We start from the raw sequence: 23,670 nt of genomic DNA, 5'->3' as shown, positions 1-23,670 counted from the left end.
TGTCTCATCCTCACGCGCTTCGCGGGCGCTGGCCCTTGCGGCCTCGCACCAGGGCGGGTGCGGGCCGCGCGGGCGATGCTGCCCATGGTGAATCCGCGTGAGCGCCCCGCTGGGAGGGCATCACATGCGAATGGTCCGCAGTCCCCAAGGAAGGTTGCCATGAGGCCGCCGCCCGCCATCCTGCCGCCCGGGGCCGAGGTGCTCGGATACACGGTGGAGCGCCAGTTGGGGCAGGGCGGCTTCGGCACGGTGTACCTCGCGCGCAACGCGGGGCAGCCCTTCGCCTTGAAGCTGCTGCACCTGCCGCGCGTGGGGGAGCGGGTGGAGCGCGAAATCTCCATCCTCTTGAAGCTGCGCCACCCCAACGTGGTGGGCCTCCAGGGCCATGGCTTGTGGCCGCCAGGGGCACCGCAATTCGCGGTCATCGTCATGGAGTATGTGGACGGGCGGCGGCTGGACGTCTGGGCGGACGAGGAGAACCCCACGGCACGGCAGGTGGCTTGCGTGGTGCTGGACGTGGCGCGGGCGCTGGCGGCTTCGCACGCGGCGGGAGTGCTGCACCGGGACGTGAAGGAGGCCAACGTCATGGTGCGGGCCTCGGACGGCCTGGCCAAGCTGGTGGACTTCGGCATCGGCGACTACGAGGGTGCGCGGGGCCTGACGGTGGACATCCTCCCGCCGGGGACGCCGGAGTACCGCGCTCCGGAGGCATGGCGCTTCTTCCTGCGGCATGCGCACTCGCCCGGAGCCCGGTACAGCGCCGGGCCTTCGGACGACTTGTGGGCGCTGGGCTTGGTCCTCTACGCATTGCTGACGGCGCGGAAGCCCTTTGATGGCACTGACGACCCTGGCTTCATCGAAGCCGTCATTGCCGGTGCGCCGACGGCTCCCCACGAGGAGAATGCACGGGCACCTCGAGCGCTGAGCGACGTGTGCATCCGCCTCTTGGAAAAGACGCCGGAGACACGCACGTTGAGTGCCCTGGCGGCCGTGACGGAGCTGGAGCGGGTGCTGGCAGGCGCGGACACGACCTGGGACGTGCCGCTCTGTGATGCCTTCGGCGAGGACACCGCGACGACGGAAGGCGGGAGGGACAGCAAGGACAGGTGGATGCGTGCACCGCTGTACCGTCCTCGGCGTGGCAAGCGGCCGCCGCCGCCGGGACTGCCGCCTCCTGCTGTTTCGACGCCGACAGCGCCGGGGACCCCCGTGAAGTCGGCGCCGAAGTCGCGCAGGCGTTCTTCTCCATGGGCCGTCGCGGTAGCGCTGCTGCTGGTGCTGATGGTGGGGGCGGCGCTGATGCTCTGGACGTCACGAGTCGCAGGAGTGGCGCCCTCACGTCAGGAAGTAGCGGCCTCTGGCAAGTCGCCTCAAGCTGACCGCGCCGCGGCTCCCATCGCGCCGGAGGCCACCGCCGCGGCCGTCGCACTCCCCGCGACGCTCCAGGAGGTTTCAGCCACCGTGACGACGCCGCCGAAAGACACGCAGCCCCTTCAGCTCCCCTCGAAGCCCGCGAAGAAGGGCATGAGCGTCATGACCCGTGCGGTGAGCACGGCGGCGGCTTGCACGGCGCTCGCGTGCCCAGGCACCCAGGTGCGCCCGCCTCCGCCGCCAGAGCCGTGTCCGATTGGTGCGGTGAAGGCCATGGCGAAGCGGGGGATCGACATCGGGGACAAGCAGCCCGCGCGCTTCGTAAAGGGATTAGGTCGGATTGTTTCAATCGGAGAGGGCCCTGTTGAAGTCCACCTCATTGGTGGCTGGGAAGGGCTGCCAGGCGGCAGCATCTTGTCAGGGCGGAGCATCGTGCGTGACCGTGTCTATGCTCGCCTCACCTGGGCGACGACGTCACAGGGCGACAGTTTCCCTGTATGCCTTGATGTCTACGCCGAAGAGGGGCCGCTAGGAATGGCGCGAGAAGCAGGTGATGACTCTCCCTCCCGGGCGCGCATCTGGACGATTGCTTATGTGAAGGCGGTAGCTGAGTTCGAGTAGCGACTCCCACGGAAAGACTGTCGAGTGCCTCCTTCATCACGGGTCGTTTTCCTGGGGCTGCTTCTCATTGGCATTGCGGCGACTGCACAGCAGGAGGTCGTGTCTTCAGTACCAGGCGCACGGCGCATCGAACTGATACCGGAGGATACAGGGAGCGCCAGTGAAGTGGTGGTCAGCCCGGGCCTCTCCACGATGCTTCTCTTTGACTCAGAGTTGCAGCGGGAGGGCATTGAGCTGGAAGGCCGACAACGCTTTTCTCTGGTGGATGTGGGGCAGGCCACCCTCAGGCTCGTGCCCTCGGCGAACGCCACTCCAGGCGAGCGGTTCAAACTGGTGGTGCGCTTCAGGGACGGTGCGGCGCCATTGACCGCAGTGTTCCTGCTGAAGGTTCATCCTGCGAAAGCGGAGGCCACAATCGAGGTCTACCGGGAGCAGAGGACGATCGAGACGTATCAGCAAGAAATCCGGAATGCGCGCGCGGAGGTTTTCCGTTGCAAGGAAGAACAGGCGCGCATGATGTCCGAGCACAAGTCGCCAGGTGGCTTGACGGGGATCCTAATCAACGGGGGCTTGGACCCGCGCGGTGTGGCGGGGCAAGTCCTGGCCAGGGCCGCCGCGAATATGGCGGCCAATGGACTGGAGGCCCCCGTCGTCAACAGCTATCGCTCCAGCAAGCTGGTGGCCGTGGATGTCTGGATTGATGTGAAGACGGGAACGCTGCCGTGGAGGGCGGAGGGGGCGACACTCAAAGGCAGGTCTGGCGAGGAATTGAAGGTCCTTCGAGTGTGGCAGGTCACGCCAACACTTCCAGGAGTGCCCGGAGGGCGCGTGATTGTCGAGGCAGAGGCTCCGGCGGCTGCTGTCCAGGGGCCCTTCGCGCTCAAGCTCTGGGAAGCGGACGGGCCTCGGAGCATCACACTCGGCAACGTGACGTTCCCCTGAGGCCTCGGGCCAGCAACGGGTGGTCGTCGGTCTCCGCAGGCCAGCGCTCGACCCCGTCATCGCAGGCTTCATGGCGCCTTCTCGAGCTCGAAACGCACGACGAACTCACCGCGTGCACCCTGCAATTTCTCGATCCCCGACTCGATGCGGCCCAGCCTGACGAGCCCGCTTGAGTACCCGAAGTCACGATAGAAGATCGCCAGATTCCCCCACGGTGCGTAGTAGGCGAGGTCTCCCACCTCCGGGTCCACGCCAGGTGGCGAGCCGACGGTCGAGAGTCGTTTCGGCAAGTCGCTCACCTTTTCTGTCCCCGCGTAGTCGCGCAGTGTGAGGCTGAGCGGCAACAGCGAGACGAAGTCACGCGCCGCTGCGCTGTCGTCCAGGGTCGCGGTCAGGACAGCGCCTTCGATGATGAGTCTGAGCTTCACTGGCGTCACCTCTGGGGTGGGTGTGTCGGTACCGGAGTCCCCGGTGTCCGTCGACGGTGTCGGCGGGCCATCGGTTTCCGGCGTCCGCGACGCCCCGGCGCAGTCGCAGCCCGCCAGGGCGACGACCGTGATCACCGTCTTCAGGGTCCAATGCCTGTGCATCGCTTCGGCGCGCATGGCTGATTCCTTTGTCTGGTCGGGGTTCGCGAATGGAACATGCGGCGCGGCGAGCCTTCCGTGAAGGCGCTGGTCGCGGATGGGCTGTCAAGCCGGGCTTGACAGTCGTGGCCCGGCTGATGATGTAGCTCGTAGGCTCGACCCGTGAATACGACCCTCTTCCCTCAGCTCCAGACCTTCCTCGCCGTGGCCCGGGCGAGGAGCTTCAGCGCCGCCGCTCGCGACCTGGGTGTTTCGCGCTCGGCGGTGAGCCAGAGCGTGCGCCAACTTGAGGAGAAGCTCCGGGTGACCCTCGTCGCACGCACGACGCGCAGCGTGTCCCTCACCGAGGCAGGCAGGCGCCTGGTGGAGTCCGCGGGCCCGGCCGTCGCACAGGTACAAGCGGCGCTCACGGAGGTCACCGCGAAACCTGGCGAGGTGGGCGGCCGCGTGCGGTTGACGGTGCCCCGCGCCGCGTTTCATCTGGTGCTCGCGCCCGTCCTGCCGAAGTTCCGCGAGCGTCATCCTCGCATCGAGGTCGAGCTCGTCTTCGAGGACCGGATGGTCGACCCCGTCGCCGAGGGGTTCGATGCGGGCTTCCGCCTGAGCGAATTCGTCGAGCGCGACATGGTGAGCGTCCGGCTCACCGACGCCTTCCGGTTCATCGTCGTGGGTGCCCCCGACTACCTCGACCGGCACGGCATCCCCGAGCGCCCCGAGGATCTTCTTCAGCATGAATGCCTGACCTTTCGCTCGGCCACCACGGGCTCGCTGTATGCGTGGGAGCTCGAACGCGGCCACCGGACGTGGCGCGTGCCCGTCCGCGGAAGCCTTGTCGGCAACGACGGTCTTTTCTGCACCTTGTGGGCTGAGCAGGGGCTGGGCCTCGCGTATGCGATGGAACCCCTGGTCAGCGAGCAGCTCCGCAAGGGAAGTCTGCGGCGCGTGCTCGAGCCGTACGCCGCGGTCGTCCCCGGCTTCTTCCTCTACTATCCCAGCCGCGCCCAGAGCTCCGCGCCACTTCGGCTCTTCATCGAGACGATTCGCGAGCTGACCGGGAAGCCGCCAGCGGCGAGGAAGCAGCCCGAGCCCTGAGGCGGCCTGCCCTCGGGTCTTCGACTGTCCAGCATTGCTTACCAACCCATGCAGTGATGGACAGCTGGTCCGGCCGCGAGTGCGAGTGAATATTGCCGTGGACTCCGCCACAACCCTTCAGCACGGAGAACACGATGAGCGATTCACAGCACGGTGATGGACCCGTCTTCCTCGAGAGACGGAAGATGCTCCTGGGGCTGGTGGCCGCGCCGCTCGCGGCATGCGCGGCGGCAGGAGCGGGAGCCCGCACGGACGCTAGCGCGGCAGCCGCCGGTCCGGCGAAGGCCTCCACGGTCGGTGCGGGACCGGGGCCATTCCAGACAGAGGGCATGGCCGCCTATTCCCCGAGCGGTCCGCTCAAGCCGATGCAATTCCAACGGCGCGTCCTGGGACCGAAGGATGTCGCGATCCAGCTGCACTACTGCGGCGTCTGCCATTCCGACATCCACACCGTTCGCGGAGACTGGGGGCCAATCCAGTACCCACAGATTGTTGGCCACGAGCTCGCGGGTGAGGTCGTGGCGGTCGGCTCGAGCGTCAGCAGGTTCCTCGTCGGATCGCGGGTCGGCGTGGGGACCATGGTCGACTCCTGTCGTCACTGCTCGGAGTGCGAGGCAGGTCACGAGAACTACTGCCTCAATGGCAACACGCAGGCGTACGGATCGAAGGACCGGGACGGGTCCATCACGCAAGGTGGATACTCGACGTTCGTCGTCGTGGACGAAGACTTCGTCATCCACATCCCCGACGTCATCGATCTCGCGGAGGCAGGGCCGCTCCTGTGCGCGGGGATCACCGTGTACTCCCCGCTGCGCCGATGGGGCGTGTCCCCTGGAAAGAAGGTCGCGATCATCGGGTTGGGCGGCCTCGGTCACCTGGCCGTGAAGTTCGCGAAGGCGATGGGCGCGGAAGTCACCGTCTTCACGACCTCTCCGGAGAAGACCCAGGACGCGAAGCGCTTTGGTGCAGCCAACGTCGCCATCAACAAGGACGGCGCTGACTTCTCAGCGTTCAAACACGCGTTCGATTTCGCGCTCGACACGGTTCCCTACCGACACGATTTGAATCGCTTCGTTCCGCTCCTGAAGCGGGATGCGACCTACTGCAGGGTCGGCGTGGGCAAGACCGTGGACACGGTGGACGTCGGCCAGATGAGCCTCGTCCTGTATCGCAATGCCATCGCTGGCTCGAACACGGGCGGCATCCGTGAGACGCAGGACATGGTCGAGTTCTGCGCGCTCAATCACATCAAGCCAGAGATCGAAAAGATCCCGATGACGGGCATCAACGAGGCCTGGTCCAGGGTCGTCGACAAGAAGGCTCGCTATCGTTTCGTCATTGAACTCAAGGGTTAGGGGCAGAGGAACCAACGTGAATCCCACATACGATTTCAAAGGACAGGTCGCGCTCGTCACCGGCGCGAGCTCTGGCATGGGGCTCGTCACCGCGAAAGCCTTCGCCGCGGCTGGCGCCTCGGTGGTGCTTGCGGATGTCAACACGGCGGCGCTGACGGGGACTGTCGATGCCCTGACGTCATCCGGTCATGCCGCGATCGGAGTCACCTGCGACGTGTCCGACGAGGAGCAGGTCGCCGCCCTGGTCCGGCGGGCAGTCGAGGCCTATGGCCGGTTGGACATGGCGTTCAACAACGCGGGCATTCAGGCGCCTCCCACGGATGCCGCGGACGAGCCCGCGGACCTGTTCGACCGGGTCAACGCGATCAATCTTCGCGGGGTCTGGACCAGCATGAAGCACGAACTCAAGCAGATGCGACAGCAGGGCAGCGGGGCGATCGTGAACTGCTCGTCGCTCGGGGGGCTCGTCGGCCTGCCGGGTCGCGCCGCCTATCACGCGTCGAAGCACGGGGTCATCGGCCTGACGAGAAGTGCCGCGCTGGAGTACGCGCCCCGGGGCATCCGGATCAACGCCATCTGTCCGGGAACGATCGCGACCCCCATGGTCACGGACATGCTCGCCAAGGGGGAGCTGGAGCTCTCCGCGGCGATCGCGAATCAGCCGATCGGGCGCCTGGGGGAGCCCGAGGAGATAGCAGCCTCCGTGCTCTGGCTCTGCAGCCCCGGCGCGAGCTTCATCGTTGGCGTGGCACTGCCGGTCGACGGCGGATACACCGCACGCTGAGAGGCAAGCTTCCTGAGGTGCTTGTTCCCGGGTCACACGAGGTGCCGCCGCTGCCGGTCAGGCTTCCTCGTCGGGAAGGAGCGTCCGGAGAAGCTCGTCATCCGGTCCGAGCGGACGCCAGCCGGGCGGAGGAGGACTCGCGCGAAGTGCTGCCCTGGCCTGCCTGACCCGCTCATTGTGGGAATCAGGCGTGTCGGCGGACCAGCTGGACGTGATGCTTGGGCGCGTCGGACATGCCCGCTCCCGCTCTGCCAGTCTGACGTTCCCCTGAGGCCTCGCGCCAGCAACGGGCTGACGACATAGGGACGGTAGGGGTCAGGAGCCAGTGGCTGCACCGGGGCCCGTGACGTCCGTGAACCTCACGCCGGTGATGCCCGCGCGTTCCAGGGCCTCCTTGATCTCCTCGGACACGATCAGGGCCACGGTCCAGCCCCAGGTTCGGAACACCTTGGCGCCTTCCACCTTCGCCGTGTCGATGCGCATCCCGGACACCGATGAGTACGTCCCTACCTTTTCGGGCAGCCCGTCCTCCGGCGCCCAGTAGCGCACCTCCTCGCACGCAGCGTCGTCGATGCACTTCACCCGTCGGGTGGCGTTGAGGATGAAGTGCTGATCCGGCTGGGAGTCGATCTCCACCGGGATGATTTGCACATCGTCGGGCGCCACCTCGGTGAAGAGAGAGGCCACCCGGGCGTGGACGACGGGGATGCTGAATGCCGCGTGGGAGTAGTCGAGCGGCTTGCCGGAAATCTTGATGGGGATTCGGATGCGCTCTTCCGAGGGAGCCCGCTGCCCGATCCTGAACTGCCACGGGTCATCGAGCTTCCGGCCCTCCTGATCGAGTGGATGCCCCAACTCCCACCGGCCGGGGAGGTACACATCATCGGTCAATTTGAAGAACCGCTTTGGCATGAGGTCATCCTTCCGTCATTCGGTTCGGGTCACCAACCGGTTCAGCTTGGTCCCCTGTTCCGAGATCTCGCGCGCCAACACACCGAGGATCCTTGTCAGCGCCTCACGGCAACGCTCAATGCTCTTGCAGGTCGATGTTGCTTCGTCCAGCCGCTCGTAGACCTCCTCGTGGTACTCCCTCGGGTGTGGCCCCTTGTGGCCTGGGACGCGGACCTGGTTCGTCGCATCGTCGAGCGACATGCCCGCCCGGTCGAAGATTTCCTGGTACCTTGGCGTCCAGGGCCCCCCATTGTTGGTGGACGCGCTGAATTTGTCGGAGGCGATGTGGTGCCAGGGACCCGCCACGTCTACTGCGGACGTGCTACCGGCGCTCGGCCCTCGCGCAGCCATGGCCAGTGCACCCGGAGCGAGCGTGATGGTGACGGCCCCCTCGACGGGGACGGACACCGAGCCCACTTCCGTGATTGCTGAGAACCGGAAGCCTCCCTCGACTTCGGCCAGCCGTGCCGCCTGTACCGATCCCGGAAGCCCCGAGGCCTTGGCCGCCAGCCCTGCGGTGCTCCCAATAGCGGCGGTCGCGAGCATGATGAAGACACGCGCTGCGTTCTTGCCCATGACCTTGCCGTACTTTTCGCCGGCCGTGCGTACCTCATCGAAGGTCGTGGCGAGTGCTATCTCTTTGGAAAGCTGCCGCCACCCTGCGATCAGGGTCCAGACGGTATCCACCCCCAAGTAGGCAATGAGGCATGCCGTCAGGGTGGCGGCCACGCCCTTGCTCACCGGCTCAGGCAGTAACCAGAGGCCGAGGTACACGGCCATGGCCGTGATGACGGTGTTCCGCACTGCTATCGGATCCACCATCTCTCCCAGCGCATCCTGGGTCTCGCTCATGACTGAGCCCATGGCGAGTTGGAGCGCCAGGGTGCGCTTTGCCTCTTCGTCAAGAGTGGGTCCGTCCTCCAGCAATCGCAGGCAGTCGCGGGTGCGCTGTGTTCGCTCGCACCAGCGGCCATAGGCGCTCGTGAGTTCTGAATCTGCCACCGGTCTCCATGCTCTGGCCGGAGGAATGTGGTTCTCGTACGACTCCTGTCCCGAGCCAACAGACACAAGACGGAGGCGCTGTCGTGCGCCTTGATACGCATCTTTAGCCGGGAACCAGAACAGCCTCCGAGCATCCGATCGAGGCTCCGTGGAACGGAGCACGTCTTGACCCAACTTCGCCACGGTCTCCTCGAAATCGTCCTCGTCCAATTCCACCGGTCTTGCGTCGCCGGCGCGCGAGGTAAAGGTGATGGGTTTGCCCCGGCCCGTGTCCAGACGCACTGCTCTTGTCGCGCTACTGCACCCGGCCAGCATCACGAGCAGCAGGGGAATCGACCATCGTGGCAGCATGCGGAGTCCTCCTGGCGCTGGCCCCCTCCTGTCGGGAGTCCATCGTCGACACCTCGTGAGCGTGTTCTACTTGTCCAAACGCCAGTTCATCACCGGATCAGAATCGCTGACCGTGAGGCAGTGGCTGGGTGCTCAGACGCTCGAAGCTCCACAAGCGTTCGGCCTGCGGAGCATCCAGAACATCAAGAAAGGCGTCTGGCGATGATGCCTGCGGCACTTTTCGATGAACTCGCCTCTCACGTCGCGGCGCAGACTGACGCGATCTTCCGGGGGACGCCAGGAGCGGCAACAAGCACGCGAAACAGAACCGACGAGGCGAAGGCCGTCCTGGAGCATGCCGCAAGCGGGGAGGGGTTGGCGGCGTTCGAGGCCTCAGAGGTGCTGAATCGATGGGTGGAGGGGGCATGAAATCTGGATCCGGTCTGACCAGATAGCGATTGAAGCGCTGATCCAGACGCGAATGAAGCGCGGGCGCCACACGTGAAGTAGGCTCCGCGTCCGCCATGCAGCTCGCCATCCCCCATGCCCCCCGCGGTGTCCGACTCGCCCAGGTGCCCGGTGCGGTGGCGCGGCTGGTGCGTGGGGTGTTGCTGGGCCTGGTGGTGATCACCGTGCTGGGCCTGGGTGCCAGTTACGTGGGCCGCTACTTCGTGGAGGAGCAGCGCTTCACGGCCCGCGCGGAGCTGGTGGACGCGCTGGTGGGCCAGAGCCACTCGCCCCCGCCTGGTCAGCAAGAGGACGCGGAGGGCACGCTGGACGTCCTCTACACGTTCGCGGGCGAGGATCACTCCGTGTCGGGGGTGCGCACGAGCGCGGATCATGCGGCGGGCCTGGGCCACGGGGCCCGGGTGCAGCTGCTGGTGGACCCCTCGCAGCCGGGGCGGCCTCGCGAGGCGACCCACGCGAGGGCCCAGGCGGCCCGGGTGGGCCTGCTGCCCTGGGGCCTGGGCCTGGGCGCGCTGCTGGCGCTGGGCGGCTTCGCGTGGGAGGTGCGGCGGCTGTGGCGCCGGGAGGTGGTGCCCCTGCGCCTGGGCGCGCTGGTGTGGCTCACGCCGGACGACGGCTATCTGCCGGAAGGGAAGGGCGAGGCGGTGTTCCCCGCGCACTTCTTCCGCCAGGACGTGAAACACGCCGTGCGGGCGCGCTGCCGCCCCCAGCGGGCCCCGGTGCGCAATGGCGGCAAGGTGCTGGCGGCCGTGGTGCCCAGCGAGCCGGGCTGGTGCCGGGTCATCGACGAGGAGCTGGCGCGGACGCTGGGCTGGGTGCGCTGAAGGACGGACGGGCGGGGTTGAAAAGTTGCTGGCCCCCGGAGGCCGTGTGACACACGCCTGTAGCTGCAACGTCCGGAGGCTTCCATGCGCGTACGCTTCTCCCACTTCGTGCTGCCCGTGCTGCTCCTCACGGCCCCTAGCGCCGTCGGAGCCAGCAAGCGCAACGAAGCCGAGGAGGCGTACCAGCAGGCCCGCCGCGCCTACTACGCGCTGAAGGACGACGCGTCCCGCCGCAAGCTGCGCCACCACTGGCTCAACGTGGTGCACCGCTTCGAGGCCGTGGCCACGCGCTTCCCCAAGAGCGAGCGCGCCCCCGACGCCCTCTTCACCGCGGGCGACCTGCTCCAGGAGCTGAGCCGCATCTCCTTCGTGGAGGAGGACCTGCACGCGGCCATCACGGACTACTCGAAGCTGGTGGAGGCGCACCCGAAGCACCGGCTCGCGGATGACGCGGCGCTGGCGCTGGCGCGCATCCACGTCAACCGCCTGGACAAGCCGGAGGCGGCCCGGAAGATCCTCAACGAGTCGCTGACCACCAACCCCAAGGGCGACCAGGGCAAGGAGCTCAAGGCGCTGCTGGCCTCGCTGCCTCCGCCCAGCAAGACGCCTCCCGCGAAGCCCACGGTGAAGCCGTTGCCCCCGGTGGTGAAGTCCTCTCCGGACACGGCCGTCGCCGCCGCGAACCCCAACTCGCCGCTCGTGGATGCCATCACGAAGCTGGCGCGCGAGCCGTCCCCGGTGCTGCCGCGCCTGGATCCGAACGCCTCGGCATCAGGGACTGACTCCGCCGCGAAGGATGCGGCGGCGAACATCGTGGACGCGCCCACCGTCGCGGACCGGGGCCTGGACGTGAAGGACGCCGCGAAGGCTCCGGAGGCGGTGGCGTCCTCGCACGGGACGTCCCAGCCCGCGAAGCCGGAGGCCCGCGTGGAGGTCCCGGCCGTGGCGTCGAAGGCGCCCGCTCCCGTGGTGGACAGCGCTCCGGTGACGAAGCCGGCGCAGCCTGAAGTCGTGGCGTCAAAGCCGCCGCGCGTGGTGCCGGTGTCGCCCATGCCGGAGGCTCCTCGCCCCGTGACGGCGCCGGTGGACGCGCAGGTGGCGCAGGCGCGGCTCAAGGCGGTGGCGAAGCAGTCGCGCCACGCGGAGCTGACGCTGGCGGAGCAGCTGGGGCTGAAGGTGCGGCGCGTGGTCATCGACCCGGGCCACGGCGGCCACGACTCCGGCGCGGTGGGCAAGGCGGGCACGAAGGAGAAGGAGGTGGCGCTGGCCATCTCCAAGAAGGTCGCGGACGGCCTGCGGGAGAAGGGCCTGGAGGTGGTGCTCACCCGCGACGACGACACGTTCATCCGCCTGGAGGACCGCGCGAAGCTGGCCAACGAGGCGCACGGCGACCTGTTCATCTCGGTGCACTGCAACTCGGCGGCGACGCACAAGCTGCGCGGCATCGAGACGTACACGCTCAACACGTCCGCGGACCGCTACTCCATCCGCCTGGCCGCGCGCGAGAACGCGTCCTCCGAGAAGGGCATCAGCGACCTGCAGTTCATCCTGGCGGACCTGGCCACCAAGGCGAACACGGAGGAGTCGTCGCGGCTGGCGAACTCCGTGCAGCACAACCTGGTCACGGGCCTGTCCACCCAGTACGACGGCATCAAGGACCTGGGCCACAAGGAGGCGCTGTTCTACGTGCTCCTGGGCGCGAAGATGCCCGCCATCCTGGTGGAGACGTCCTTCCTGTCGCACTCGGAGGACGAGAAGCGCCTGGCGTCCGAGCGCTACCAGGACGAGGTGGCGAAGAACATCGTGCTGGGAGTGGAAGAGTTCCTCGGTGATCGCCGCCGCATGGCCAAGGTAGACTGACGCGTTCGTCGTCGTCAGTCGCCATGGCCGAGCAGTCCCCCCCGTCCAGCCCCAAGCCCGCGCAGGATCCCCACGCGCCCCCGTTCCAGACGGAGGCGGACCTGCGCGCGTGGCTGAGGACCGAGGGCCTGGAGCACCTGTCCCGCCTGAGCCTGGCGCTCCTCACCCCGCGCGTGGAGGCCGCTTATCTGCCGCAGATTCGCGCGGTGATCTCTCGCCGCCGGTTGGTGGAGGTGCTGGCCCAGGACACGCTCGATCGCTGGACGGCGGAGATGCTGCCCACGCCTCGCATGCGGGACCTGCTGCCGAAGCTCGCCTGGCGCTATGTGGAGGACGAGCGGCAGGGCGTCATCGAGGCCCGGGCCTCCGTCGCGGAGCGGCTCGCGTCCCCGTCCGACAAGCGCACGCATGTCGTTCACGGGATGCTGCTCGCATGGCGTGCGCGCGTGCCGCCGGGCATCGCGCCGCGGCCGGAGCGCGTGCTGTCGCTGGAGGCGCTGGTGGAGGAGCCGGACCTGCCGGGCTTCCGCCTCAAGGAGACGCGCATCTCCGAGCTGCCGGTGTCGCCACCGGGCTCGGGCTTCATCCTGCCGGACGCGCGGCTGACGTTCAGTCCGTCTGGCGTGACGGTGGACTGTTCGTGCGGCGCGACGTTCTGCGTGCACCAGCTGGCGGCGGTGGACACCACGCTCCTGTGGCTGCGGCAGCGCTGGACGGAAGACTTCGGCGAGACGCTGGAGGAGCTGGTGCGGCCCGCGTGGGCGCGGACGCTGCGCGCGCTGGAGCGGGCGGTGGAGGAGAGCCCGGGCGGCGGTGGGGGCGTGGAGATCTCCTGGCGGCTGGACGTCATCGAAGGGTACGGCGTGGAGGTCGCGCCGTACGTGCACAAGCGCACGAAGAAGGGGCAGCGCACGACGGGGGCGAAGGTCGGCCGGCGCAAGCTGTTGCAGGAGTACGGCTCGCAGCTCAGCCCCGCGGACTCGCGCATCGCCGCGCTGCTCACGGACTCCACGGCCCCCGCGTCGCGCGCGCTGCTGTTCGAGCTGATTGATCACCCGCGCCTGTCGCTGGAGGGCACGCAGGACATCCCCGTGCGCATCGAGCGCGAGAAGGTGGGCCTAGTCGCCGAGGACCGGGGCGGCACCGTGCTGGTGAACGCGGGCGTGGATGGCGCCGCGCTGCCAGCGCCACTGCTGGAGCGCGTGCGCAAGGCGAAGCCGGAGGACGCGGTGTTCCTCTGGGACGAAGGGGCGCACGTGCTCACGGTGCTGGACGTGAGCCCGGAGGTGCGCGCGCTGGCCACGGTGCTCCAGCGGCACGGCAACGCGTTCCCGCCGGAGAGCCACGGCGCGCTGCTGGAGCAGCTGTCGAAGTTCTCCGTACGCCTGCCGGTGGCCATGCCCCGCAGCGTGATGGGCGAGTCCATTGCCCCGCAGCAGCTCCCGGTGCTCCGGTTGGAAGGACAGCCCGGAGGCGCGGTGCGGCTGGAGCTGCGGATGCGCGCGCTGCCGGACGGCCCCGCGTTCCTGCCCGGCGAGGGGCCTCGCGATGTGCACGTGCGGCGCGACACGCGCTCGTTCCACGCGGTGCGCGACTTCGGGCGCGAGCTGACCGCGGCCACGGTGCTCCAGGCCCGGTTGCCATTGCAGACGGCGGAACCCCAGGAGCTGCCGTTCTGCTTCCTCTTCCACAGCGCGCAGGGCGGGCTGGCGGTGCTGGCCGCGTGCGCGGAGATGGAGCCCCGGCCGGAGCTGGAGTGGGTGGGCACGTCCATGCGGCTCGTGCCGAAGCGGGGCGCGGGGGATCTGAAGGTCGTCCTGGAGCGCAAGCGCGAGTGGTTCGGCGTGCTGGGCAGCCTTTCCGTGGAGGGCGAGCGGGTGGAGCTGGCGCGGCTGTTGGACGCGGCCCGGCGCAAGGAGCGCTTCATCCAGGTGGACGCGCGCACGTGGGTGGAGATCGAAGCGGCGCTGCGCGAGCAGTTGGAGAAGCTGGCGGATCACGCGTACCTGTCGCGCCACGGGCTGGAGGTGGGCCCGTCCGCGGCGGAGGCGCTGGCAGGGCTGGGCACCGCGGGCGCGCTCATCGACGCGGATGCATCCTGGAAGACGCTGGTCGAGCGCATCTTCGCGGCGAAGGAGCTGAAGCCCAAGGTGCCCGCGTCGCTCAAGACGGAGCTGCGCGACTACCAGCTGGAGGGCTTCCGCTGGCTCACGCGGCTGGCGTCGTGGAACGCGGGTGGGGTGCTCGCGGACGACATGGGCCTGGGCAAGACGGTGCAGGCCCTGGCCGTGCTGCTGGAGCGCGCGAAGCAGGGGCCCGCGCTGGTGCTGGCGCCCACGTCGGTGGCCTTCAACTGGCGCGACGAGGCGAAGCGCTTCGCTCCGTCGCTCAAGGTGACCCTCTTCTCCGACGCGGAGGACCGGGGCGGCACGCTGGAGCGGCTGGGGCCTCGCGACGTGCTGGTGCTCAGCTACGGCCTGCTCGTGCGCGACATCGAGCGGCTGGCCGCGCTGCGCTTCTCCACCATCGTCTTCGACGAGGCCCAGTCGCTGAAGAACGCGGCCACGCAGCGCTTCCGCGCGGCGCGGGCGCTCCAGGGCGACTTCAAGTTCGCGCTGTCCGGCACGCCGCTGGAGAACCACCTGGGCGAGCTGTGGGCGCTCTTCGCCGTCGTCTTCCCGGGGCTGCTGGGCAGCCTGGAGGCGTTCCGCAACCGCTTCGCCGCGCCGATTGAAAAGCAGGTGGACCCCACGGCCGCGCCCGCGCTGGCCCGGGTGCTCCAGCCCTTCCTCCTGCGCCGGACCAAGGCCCAGGTGGAGGCGCAGCTGCCGCCGCGCACGGACGTGCACGTGCCCGTCGTGCTGTCCCCGCCGGAGTGGACGCTCTACGAAGACGCGCGCCTGGCGGCCCTGTCCGACCTGGAGACGCGCAAGTCGAAGATGAAGGACCAGGAGCGCCGCATCGAGGTGCTGGCGGCGCTGACGCGGCTGCGGCTGCTCGCGTCGCATCCCCGGCTGTACGACGCGGCGTCCAAGCTGGAGTCCTCCAAGCTGGAGCGCTTCCAGGAACTCATCCAGGAGCTGCGCGAGGAGGGCCACCGTGCACTGGTGTTCAGCCAGTTCACGTCCCACCTGGCGCTGGTGCGCGAGGTGCTGGACGCCCAGGGCATCGCCTACGAGTACCTGGATGGACAGACACCCGCCTCGGCCCGGGCCGACCGCGTGCGCGCCTTCCAGGAGGGCGACGCACCCCTGTTCTTGATTTCACTCAAGGCGGGCGGCTTCGGTCTCAACCTGACGGCCGCCACCACCGTCATCCACCTGGATCCCTGGTGGAACCCGGCCGTGGAGGATCAGGCCTCCGATCGCGCCCACCGCATCGGCCAGCAGCGCCCGGTCACGGTCTACCGGCTGGTGGCGCGAGGGACGATCGAGGAGCAGATGCTCTCGCTCCATGAACAGAAGCGGGCCCTGGTCGCCGGCGTGCTGGAGGGCAAGGACGCCGCCGCGCGCCTGTCCACCCAGGAGCTGCTGGGTCTGCTCGCACGGCGGTTGCCGGGCATCGAAGGCCTGGACACCGACGCTCCGAAGCACTGAACGGTCTTTCCGTGGTTTTTGGATGGGCCTTTCGTGCGGCTGAACAGGCACTGAACAGATTTTTAGCCATTTCCGCCACGACCCAGCCTGAACGGTCGAGCAGTCCTGGGTTGCAGATCGGTCATGCCTACATGAAATCCTGATCAGGTGGGGAGGGGGCGCCGTTTGTCGGTGAACATCCCGTCCCAGCGCCTACGTCTTCCTACCGGATCAGAATTGCCATGCCTACATGAACAGGAGTTCATTGGGTCGCCAGCCACCCGATGAAACATGTATTGAATAAATACATGCTTCATCGGTGGTTTGTGTTTGTGGTTGATTGCAATCAATTGCAGATGTGTCTGTGTTTTAATCCTGAATCAGCGGGAAGAAGTGCCCGATCGGGCCGTTCCCGTGACCCACCGCGAGGGGGTAGCGCAGGGCGGAGGTGACGTACTCCTTCGCCAGCCGCACGGCCTCCAGCGGCGGTGTCCCCAGCGCGAGCCTCGCGGCGATCGCCGCCGACAGCGTGCAGCCGGTGCCATGCGTGTTCGGCGTGTCCACGGGCGCGACGGACAGCGTCTCCATCCGCGTCCCGTCGAACCACACGTCCGTGCCGCGCAGCGCGCCCGGCATGCCGCCGCCCTTCACGAGCACCACGCGGGAGCCCAGGGCGTGGATGCGCCGGGCCGCTTCGCGCATGTCCTCCAGCGTCTCGATGTCCATGCCCGCGAGCAGCTTCGCCTCGTGGCGGTTGGGCGTGAGGATCGCGGCCAGGGGCAGCATGCGCGCTCGCAGCGCCTCCACCGCCGCGTCGTCGATGAGCCGGGAGCCCGCGCGGGACACCATGACGGGATCCACGACGATGGGCCCCAGCGACACGCGGGCCAGCTGATCCGCCACGGCCTCGATGAGCGCGCGCTGGGCCAGCATGCCCACCTTGACCGCGTCCACGCGCATGTCCGACGCGACGGCGTCCACCTGCGCGGTGACGGACTCCGGCGGGAGCAGGTCCACGCGCGTCACGCCACGCGTGTTCTGCGCGGTGATGGCCGTCACGGCGCTGGTGCCGTGGACGCGGTGGAAGGAGAAGGTGCGGAGATCGGCCTGGATGCCCGCGCCACCGCCGCTGTCCGAGCCGGCGATGGTGAGGGCGGTTGCGACAGGGAAGGGCTTCATGGGCGCGGCATCCTAGCCGCGCCCCGGCGCCACGGGCCCTGGAACTAGAACTGGTTCTGCCGGGCCTGGTCGAAGTCCACGCGGTGCTTCAGATAGAGCGTGTCCAGCATGTGGTTGCTGATGGGGTTCAGGTTGCCGTCGGTGAAGCGGTGCACCACCGCGCCCTTGCCCGCGTCCTTCAGGAAGGCCAGCGGATCCACGTCGCCGCCCAGGCCCGTGAGCGTGGGCACCGGGTCCGCGTTGTTGACGTAGTGCACGTACTGCGGACCGTCCGGGTACTTCGTGGACGCGGCGCCGAAGGTCTCCACCTGCAGGTGGCTCATCTTCGCCTCCACCTGCGCGGGGGACAGCCCGTCCTCCACACGCAGCCGCTTCGCCACGTCGTTCAGCGCGCGCGCCGTGATGAGCCCACCCTGGCTGTAGCCCACCAGGTGCACGTCACGGCCGGCCTTCAGCTCCGAGTAGAGCGTGTCCGCCAGCGTGTCCACGGCGGGGTTCTTGCCCTTGTCCAGCTTGTCCGTCACGCACTGGGCCAGGTCCTTCACCAGGCCTTCGGTGGCGTTGTGGATGCCCACCACCTTCGCGCCTGAGGTGTCCGCCAGCGCCTGCATCTCGCCCAGCTGACCCGCCGTCGGCGTCATGATGCCGTTGACGTAGAGGATCGTCTTGTCCGGGTTCGGGTTGTTCTTCGGCGTGACGCCCGGCACGTCGCCCAGCTTCGTCGTCGCCGGGAGCGTCTTGCCGCCCGCGCCCACGAACATGCCGTCCTGCGCGCGGTCCGGCTTCTCGCCGCCAAAGAGGCTGGTGATCTCCTTCACCGTGGTGGCGTTGAAGACGTTCGCGCCCATCTCCACGAAGCGGGGGATGTCCTTGATGCCGCCCACCGCCGCGTCGATGAGTCCGCCCAGGAGCCCGTTCTTCTGCGCCGGCGCGGCCTGCGCGGCGCCCGCCAGCTTCGCCGTGGACGTGGCGGCGCGGGACGGCGACTGCTCGAAGGACGACTTCTGGAACGCGGGCTGGTGCGGTGCCGGCTTCTTCGCCAGCGGCTCCGCGGCCGTCTTCGGGGTGGAGGACGGCACGGCGAGGGAGCGGGTGCGGTCAATCGTGCTCATGAGAACCTCCAACCACCGGGGGAAGTGGGTTTGGGTAGGTTATCCGCACCTTGCCCGGGAAGTTGCGTTCCCCCGCGTCATGGCCCCGCAATCCACCCCACGTCGCTGACGCAGCTGGTCAATTCCAGACACCCGGCATGGTTTCAGCGCTTCACGACGTGGATGTTGAAGTCGCCGGTGCGAAGGGTGCCCCACAGACGCAGCCACAGCGGGAGGAAGGCCTCGGTGCCGCGCGCGGTGGTGATGTCGCCCAGGTCGATGACGTGCTTCCAGCCGAAGCCCTCCGTGAGGAGCTGCTTCACGCGGGCCTTGGCGTCCACGTCGTTGCCGGACACGAAGACGTCGTGATCTCCGGGCACGCGTGACGGATCCACCATCACCTCGCAGTTCATCGTGTTGAGCGTCTTCACCACCTTCAGCGACGGGAAGGCGCGCTGGAGCTGCTCGCCCAGCGAATCATCCGGGGGCGTGGAGAGCACCGGCGGCATGCCCTTGGTGAAGTCGAGCGGGTTGGACACGTCCACCAGCACCTTGCCGCGCAGGGCCTCCTCGCCCGCGGACTTCAGGACGTCCAGCGAGGCATTGCCCAGCGTGCAGTTGAAGAGCAGCTCCGCGAACGCGGCGGCGTCCCGGAACGTGCCCTGGGACGCCTTGGCTCCGGACTTCTTCACCCACGCGGCGGCCTTCGCGTTGTCCGGCGTGCGCGAACCCATGCGCACCTCGTGGCCCAGCGCCACCAGCTTGCCGCCAATCGTCTCACCCACCATGCCCGTGCCCAGGATCGCGATCTTCATGAGGACTCCCTTTCGTGTGGGGTGAACCCTAATCGTCAACCGCGGCGGCCGTGAGCACGTCCGGGTTGAACCATCATCAACCTTGGGTTGACAATCCGGCCCATGGACCTGTTCTCGGGCGTGTTGCCCTTCCTCCACGTGGCGGAGGAGCGGAGCTTCCGGAAGGCGGCGGAGCGGCTGGGCGTCACCGTGGCGGCGGTGAGCAAGGCGGTGCGGAAGCTGGAGGAGGAGCTGGGCGCGAGGCTCCTGGAGCGCACCAGCCGGCAGGTGGCCCTCACGTCCGAGGGCGCCGCCTTCCTGGAGCGGGCGCGCGAGGCCGTGGCGCAGATCCGCGCCGCGCGCGAGACGGTGGCCCAGGCACACCGCGCGCCCAAGGGACCGCTCACGGTGTCGCTGCCCTTCATCCTGGGACCCGTGCTGTTGCCCCGGTTGGCCCGGCTCCAGGCCCGGCATCCGCAGCTCACGCTGCACGTGCGCATGAGCGACCGGCTGAGCAAGCTGGTGGAGGACCAGGTCGACGTGGCCATCCGCCTCGGTGGCTTGGAGGACTCCAGCCTGGTGGCTCGGCGGCTGTTCTCCACGCGCTGGATGACGCTCGCGTCTCCGGCCTACCTGGCGCGGCACGGGACGCCGGAGCACCCGTCGCAACTGGAGCGCCACGCGTGCCTGAAGTTCGTGGATCCGCGCGGCCTCACCCGCGAATGGCACTTCCGCGAATCCCCCGGCGGCAAGCCCGCGGTGGTGCGCACGCGCGCGGCCATCGACGTGGATCACGGCCCGGCGCTGCTGGACCTGGCCGCCGCCGGGGCAGGGCTCTGCCAGGTGCTGGACTTCATGAGCGACGCCCGGCTGCGTGAGGGCGCGCTGGTGGAGGTGCTGCCGGAGTACGCGGCGGAAGGGCCGCCGGTCCACGCGCTGTGCCTGCCGGGGCGCCAGTCCGTGCCCCGCGTCCGCGCGCTCCTCCAGCACCTGGTGGAGGAGCTGCGCGCCGTCACGGCGTGGTGAGCGCTTCCTTCGTGCCGGGCAGCTCGCGCGCGGGCTCGGCTTCAGGCACGGGAGCCTCCGCGGGCGCTTCGTTGACCTCCTTGTAGAACCGGCGGCCGAAGATGACGCCCAACACCAGCGACACGACCATGCCCACCGCGGACACGGCGGTCATCACCGTGCGGCCCTGCGCGAGCCCGCTGCCGAACTGCGCGGTGAGGAAGGTGCCCGGGATGGTGCCCAACACCACGCCCAGCACGGACGGCCAGAAGCGCGCGCCGCTCGCCGCGCCGGCGATCAGCATGATGTCCGTGGGGCACAGCGGGTTGAGGCACGCCAGGAACGTGAACTGGAAGTCGTGCCGCCGCGCCGCCCGGGCGATCGCCGGATACTTGCTGCCACACAACCGCTGCATGGGCCGCGTGCCCAGCTTGCGAGCAACGAAGTAGAGCAGGGTGGCGGACAAGAAGCTGCCCGTTAGTGAATAGAGGGTCGCGGCGAGGGTTCCGAACATCATCCCACCGACCGCGGTGAGGACCTGACCGGGCAAGAGCGTCAGGGGCCGGACGGCCAAGAAGGCCACGTACGCCACGGGCGCGTAGTCGCCCAGGGGGAGCAACAGCTCCCGGATGGTTCGCTGATCGATGAAGTCCGGCCCCAAGAGCCGGAGCATCACCAGACCGCCAATGGAGACGACCATGGGCGCGAGGATTCGCAACCAGGTCTTCAGTCCGTTCCTGACACTCACCAAAGAAACCTCCCCACCGCCCGCGGACACATGTGTCAGGCGTTGCGCACAAGGTGGGAACCGAGCAGGGAATCGGCAACGTGATCCGAATTGTTGTGAACAGTGAGAGCGTCCTGCCGGGCAATCACCCGTCCCGTCCGGATGCCCAGCAGGCCTGACAAGCGCGCGAAATCCTTGGGGATTATGCATGCAATGTCAGGGGAGAACGGCTGGCGGTGTACGGAGCTTGCTTGCATCGGGGCGCTTCCGTCCCAAGGTTTCAGGCAAGGGACACCAAGGCGCGGACGGGGTTGGGCAGTCACGAGAGGAGATACGGACATGTCGGACAAGGACAACAAGGGCAGCATGACGGTGGCCGAGGCGGGGCGTAAGGGCGGAGAGACTGTCCGCAACGAGCGCGGTCGCGAGTTCTACGAGACCATCGGCCGCAAGGGCGGAGCCACGGTGAAGGCCGAGCGCGGTCGCTCCTTCTACGAGGAGATCGGCCGCAAGGGCGGCGAGACCGTGAAGGCCGAGCGCGGCGCCAAGTTCTACGAGGAGATCGGCAAGAAGGGTGGCGATCGCGTCAAGGCCACCCGCGGTCCGAACTTCTATGAGGAGATCGGCCGCAAGGGCGGGCAGAAGGTCAAGAAGCTGATTGAAGAGGGCAAGCGCGCTGCCCGCGCCGCCATGGAGGGTCAGGCGGCCGGGAATGCCCCCGCGACCGAGAGCCCCTCCACCGCTCCGGCCGCGAAGCCGGAGGAGCCCGCGCAGCCGGGTGGCAACGAGTAACGGGGGACAGGATGCGCGGTCTTCCGGTATGACGGCCGCGTGTACCTCGTCATCACGTTCCTCGAACAGGTCGAGACGACCGAGCGGGCGATCCGCCGGCTCCGGGATTTTGGCATCCCGGAACCGATGGTCATCCGGGCGCGCAGCGCCGCCGCGGCCCTGTCCGCGGAGGTGCCGGTGTTCGCCGGCCTGCGCAGCCTCGCGCTGGGCGCGGATGAGGACCGCGTCGTGCTCGTGAGCGTGCTGCCCGCCCTCCCACAGGAGGAGTTGGACCGCATGCTCCAGCGCGTACAGCTGGAGATGGACGCGGACGACCCTCCCATGGGGCGCCTGGTGGCCCTGCCTGTCATGGCGGCGCCCACGCACCGGCGTTGATGACGCGCGGGGGCGCACGGGTGTAAGCACGTTCGCGTGCAAGCGCTGCTCGTCTTCCTCATCGTCGCGGCGTTGTCGCTGCTCGCGTCCAGCCGGTCGCTCCTGGATCCGGGCCGCTTCCCGGCGCTGGCACAGCTGGCGGCCAGCGGCCTCTTGTTCCTCGTCTTCGGGGCCCTCCTGGGCCCGTCCATCCTGGGCGTGCTCACCGCGCGCAACCTGGAGTCGCTGCGCCCGCTGGTGGCGCTGGGGCTGGGGACGGGCGGAGTCCTCCTGGGGCTCAACCTGGAGCCGCGCCTGTTGCGGCTCCTGCCCCGGCCCGTCTACGCGGCGGCGGTCGCGCACGCGGGCACGGCGTTCCTCTTCGTCGCGCTGCCGCTGTCCGTTCCACTCTTGCTCTCCATGGGCTTGAGGCCCCTGGTGGCGGTGGGCGCGGCGGCGCTGCTGGGCGCGGCGGCGAGCCTGTCCTCCGGCCACTTCGCGGTGCTGGGCTACCGCAACGGGCGGTTGGAGCGCGCGCGCGGCCTGGGCGTGGCACTGCTCACGATGATGGACGACGCGGTGGGCCTGGGCGTGCTCGCGCTGGGGCTGGTGCTGGGCGCCACCGGCAACGCGGCGGAAGGGCTGGGCCTGCTGGGGCTGACGCTGCTCCTGGGCGTGGCGTGCGGGGCGCTGCTGGCGTTCCTCACGTATTCGCTGAAGGACCTGGCGGAGCAGACCACGGTGACGCTGGGCATGGTGGCGCTGGTGGGCGGCGCGGCGGCGTACCTGCGGCTGTCGTCGCTGCTGGCGGGCGTGGCCTGCGGCGCGACGCTGGCGCTCATCGGCGGGCGCACCGCGGAGCGGGTGGCCCGGGCGCTCGGGCGCGTGGAGCGCCCCACGTACCTGCTGCTGGTGTTCCTGGTGGGCTGTCACGTCCACGCGCGAGACCTGTCAGCGTGGGCGCTGCTGCCCGCGTTCGTGGGCCTGCGCTTCCTGGGCAAGGTGCTGGGGGGACGGTTCGCGCAAAGGCTCACCGCGGGCGTGTTGGATCTGCCGCCGCGCTTCGGCTACGCGCTCATCTCCCAGGGCGGCCTGGCGCTGTGCCTGGTGGCGGAATACGTGCTGCTGGTGCCGGGCTCGCTGTCGCAGCGGGTGCTGGACGTGGTGGCGGTGGGCGCGGTCGTCAACGAGATGCTCGCGCACGGAGCCTTCCGGCAGGTGCTGGCCGCGGAGCCCCGCTCCACCCCCTCACAGGACACGCCTTCCTCGGGTGACGCGGGGGTGGCGGCGTGAAGGGGTCCGTCTTCCGGTTGCTGCTGCTCATGGCGCTGCTGGCGGCCATCACCCAGGCCCAGGTGGTGCGCGCGGACGCGGGCACGCCGGTGCTGCTGGCCGCGGGCGCGCTGCTCCTGTGCGGCCTGTTCGCGGGCAAGGTGGCCAAGGGCCTGGGCCTGCCGCGCCTCACCGGTTACCTGCTGGTGGGCGTGGCGGTGGGACCCTACGCGCTGGGCTTCATCCCGAACGCCGGCGTGAAGGGGCTGGAGCTGGTGAAGGGGCTGGCGGTGAGCCTCATCGCGCTGGTCGCCGGCACGGAGCTGCACCTGGGGCTCCTCCGCCGGGTGGGCGCGCGCGTGGCGCTGCTCTGCGCGGCGGTGTGCGGGGTGACGTTCGCGGTGTGCTTCGGGGCCACGTTCGCGCTCAAGCCCGTGCTGCCGTTCCTGACCCCCATGACGGTGCCGCAGGCGCTGGCGGTGAGCGCGCTCCTGTCCACGGTGGTGGTGTCGTTCTCCCCCACGGTGACCATCGCCATCGTGCAGGAGACCGCCGCGAAAGGCTCCTTCACGGAGTTCCTGATGGCGCTGGTCATCATCGGGGACCTGTTGGTGATGGTGGCGTTCGGCCTTGCGGCGGGCATCACCCGCGCGACGTTCGGCAACGGGTTGGACGTGCCCGCGCTGGTGGGCGG

General features: G+C 68.8%; 21 protein-coding genes and 1 pseudogene. 14 read left to right on the top strand and 8 right to left on the bottom strand.

Features of this window, described 5'->3' with window-relative positions:
- The first annotated feature begins 159 nt into the window (after positions 1 to 159).
- Both D7X32_RS25625 and D7X32_RS25620 read left to right on the top strand, forming a co-directional pair.
- Complete coding sequence (locus tag D7X32_RS25625) at positions 160 to 1,992, top strand: serine/threonine-protein kinase (protein ID WP_120605199.1); 1,833 nt, start codon at positions 160 to 162, stop codon at positions 1,990 to 1,992.
- 24 nt (positions 1,993 to 2,016) lie between these two features.
- Positions 2,017 to 2,934, top strand: coding sequence for a DUF2381 family protein (locus tag D7X32_RS25620; protein ID WP_120605198.1), 918 nt, complete (start codon positions 2,017 to 2,019; stop codon positions 2,932 to 2,934).
- Between the two features lie 68 nt (positions 2,935 to 3,002).
- On the opposite strand, the gene D7X32_RS25615 is transcribed toward D7X32_RS25620, so the two are convergent.
- Complete coding sequence (locus tag D7X32_RS25615) at positions 3,003 to 3,539, bottom strand: cyclophilin-like fold protein (RefSeq protein ID WP_244239172.1); 537 nt, start codon at positions 3,537 to 3,539, stop codon at positions 3,003 to 3,005.
- A 144-nt stretch (positions 3,540 to 3,683) separates the two neighbouring features.
- Here D7X32_RS25615 and D7X32_RS25610 point away from each other — a divergent pair, with 144 nt between their 5' ends.
- From D7X32_RS25610 to D7X32_RS25600, 3 genes are all read left to right on the top strand, one after another.
- Complete coding sequence (locus D7X32_RS25610; protein ID WP_120605197.1) at positions 3,684 to 4,613, top strand: LysR family transcriptional regulator; 930 nt, start codon at positions 3,684 to 3,686, stop codon at positions 4,611 to 4,613.
- A gap of 185 nt (positions 4,614 to 4,798) precedes the next feature.
- Positions 4,799 to 5,968, top strand: coding sequence for an NAD(P)-dependent alcohol dehydrogenase (locus D7X32_RS25605; protein WP_279635614.1), 1,170 nt, complete (start codon positions 4,799 to 4,801; stop codon positions 5,966 to 5,968).
- Positions 5,969 to 5,984: 16 nt separating this feature from the next.
- Positions 5,985 to 6,752, top strand: coding sequence for a glucose 1-dehydrogenase (locus D7X32_RS25600; RefSeq protein ID WP_120605195.1), 768 nt, complete (start codon positions 5,985 to 5,987; stop codon positions 6,750 to 6,752).
- A gap of 57 nt (positions 6,753 to 6,809) precedes the next feature.
- On the opposite strand, the pseudogene D7X32_RS46940 reads toward D7X32_RS25600, so the two are convergent.
- The 3 genes and pseudogenes from D7X32_RS46940 to D7X32_RS25585 all read right to left on the bottom strand — a co-directional run.
- Positions 6,810 to 6,956: pseudogene (locus D7X32_RS46940) on the bottom strand (NUDIX hydrolase); the annotation flags it as partial.
- A 111-nt stretch (positions 6,957 to 7,067) separates the two neighbouring features.
- The gene (locus tag D7X32_RS25590; RefSeq protein WP_120605194.1) at positions 7,068 to 7,664 is read right to left on the bottom strand and encodes an imm11 family protein; all 597 of its coding nucleotides are present in this window, start codon (positions 7,662 to 7,664) and stop codon (positions 7,068 to 7,070) included.
- A 15-nt stretch (positions 7,665 to 7,679) separates the two neighbouring features.
- On the bottom strand, positions 7,680 to 9,056 hold the full coding sequence (locus tag D7X32_RS25585; RefSeq protein ID WP_120605193.1) for an AHH domain-containing protein: 1,377 nt from the start codon (positions 9,054 to 9,056) through the stop codon (positions 7,680 to 7,682).
- A gap of 55 nt (positions 9,057 to 9,111) precedes the next feature.
- Between D7X32_RS25585 and D7X32_RS45555 the strand changes: the two genes are divergently transcribed.
- From D7X32_RS45555 to D7X32_RS25565, 4 genes are all read left to right on the top strand, one after another.
- Positions 9,112 to 9,261, top strand: coding sequence for a hypothetical protein (locus D7X32_RS45555; RefSeq protein WP_158625758.1), 150 nt, complete (start codon positions 9,112 to 9,114; stop codon positions 9,259 to 9,261).
- Between the two features lie 298 nt (positions 9,262 to 9,559).
- On the top strand, positions 9,560 to 10,327 hold the full coding sequence (locus tag D7X32_RS25575; RefSeq protein WP_120605191.1) for a DUF3592 domain-containing protein: 768 nt from the start codon (positions 9,560 to 9,562) through the stop codon (positions 10,325 to 10,327).
- 84 nt (positions 10,328 to 10,411) lie between these two features.
- Entirely contained in the window at positions 10,412 to 12,187 is a 1,776-nt protein-coding gene (locus D7X32_RS25570) for an N-acetylmuramoyl-L-alanine amidase (RefSeq protein WP_120605190.1), read from the top strand.
- Between the two features lie 23 nt (positions 12,188 to 12,210).
- Positions 12,211 to 15,783: a DEAD/DEAH box helicase gene (locus D7X32_RS25565; RefSeq protein ID WP_120605189.1), complete on the top strand. Its 3,573-nt coding sequence runs from the start codon at positions 12,211 to 12,213 to the stop codon at positions 15,781 to 15,783.
- A 348-nt stretch (positions 15,784 to 16,131) separates the two neighbouring features.
- Here the strand turns inward: D7X32_RS25565 and thiD are convergent, their stop codons facing one another.
- The 3 genes from thiD to D7X32_RS25550 all read right to left on the bottom strand — a co-directional run bounded on the left by thiD (position 16,132) and on the right by D7X32_RS25550 (position 18,847).
- On the bottom strand, positions 16,132 to 16,941 hold the full coding sequence (gene thiD / locus D7X32_RS25560) for a bifunctional hydroxymethylpyrimidine kinase/phosphomethylpyrimidine kinase (RefSeq protein WP_120605188.1): 810 nt from the start codon (positions 16,939 to 16,941) through the stop codon (positions 16,132 to 16,134).
- Positions 16,942 to 16,985: 44 nt separating this feature from the next.
- Positions 16,986 to 18,053: an alpha/beta fold hydrolase gene (locus tag D7X32_RS25555; RefSeq protein WP_120605187.1), complete on the bottom strand. Its 1,068-nt coding sequence runs from the start codon at positions 18,051 to 18,053 to the stop codon at positions 16,986 to 16,988.
- A gap of 143 nt (positions 18,054 to 18,196) precedes the next feature.
- Positions 18,197 to 18,847 (bottom strand): NADPH-dependent F420 reductase, encoded by a 651-nt coding sequence (locus tag D7X32_RS25550; RefSeq protein ID WP_120605186.1) that lies wholly within the window; start codon positions 18,845 to 18,847, stop codon positions 18,197 to 18,199.
- A 102-nt stretch (positions 18,848 to 18,949) separates the two neighbouring features.
- On the opposite strand from D7X32_RS25550, the gene D7X32_RS25545 reads away from it, so the two are divergent.
- Entirely contained in the window at positions 18,950 to 19,852 is a 903-nt protein-coding gene (locus D7X32_RS25545) for a LysR family transcriptional regulator (protein ID WP_120605185.1), read from the top strand.
- Here the strand turns inward: D7X32_RS25545 and D7X32_RS25540 are convergent.
- Entirely contained in the window at positions 19,839 to 20,531 is a 693-nt protein-coding gene (locus tag D7X32_RS25540) for a TVP38/TMEM64 family protein (RefSeq protein ID WP_253899754.1), read from the bottom strand. The genes D7X32_RS25545 and D7X32_RS25540 overlap by 14 nt on opposite strands.
- Before the next feature lie 366 nt (positions 20,532 to 20,897).
- On the opposite strand from D7X32_RS25540, the gene D7X32_RS25535 reads away from it, so the two are divergent.
- From D7X32_RS25535 to D7X32_RS25520, 4 genes are all read left to right on the top strand, one after another.
- Positions 20,898 to 21,350: a general stress protein gene (locus tag D7X32_RS25535; protein ID WP_120605183.1), complete on the top strand. Its 453-nt coding sequence runs from the start codon at positions 20,898 to 20,900 to the stop codon at positions 21,348 to 21,350.
- Positions 21,351 to 21,389: 39 nt separating this feature from the next.
- Positions 21,390 to 21,725: a hypothetical protein gene (locus D7X32_RS25530; protein ID WP_120605182.1), complete on the top strand. Its 336-nt coding sequence runs from the start codon at positions 21,390 to 21,392 to the stop codon at positions 21,723 to 21,725.
- Positions 21,726 to 21,761: 36 nt separating this feature from the next.
- The gene (locus tag D7X32_RS25525; protein ID WP_120605181.1) at positions 21,762 to 22,997 is read left to right on the top strand and encodes a sodium:proton exchanger; all 1,236 of its coding nucleotides are present in this window, start codon (positions 21,762 to 21,764) and stop codon (positions 22,995 to 22,997) included.
- Positions 22,994 to 23,670: cation:proton antiporter (locus D7X32_RS25520; protein ID WP_500683171.1), on the top strand; the 677-nt coding region annotated here is incomplete at its 3' end. The genes D7X32_RS25525 and D7X32_RS25520, both read left to right, overlap by 4 nt.

Origin of the sequence: Corallococcus carmarthensis, from assembly GCF_003611695.1 — a bacterium.
GTDB lineage: Bacteria > Myxococcota > Myxococcia > Myxococcales > Myxococcaceae > Corallococcus > Corallococcus carmarthensis.
This window is presented reverse-complemented; position numbering and strand designations above follow the sequence as displayed.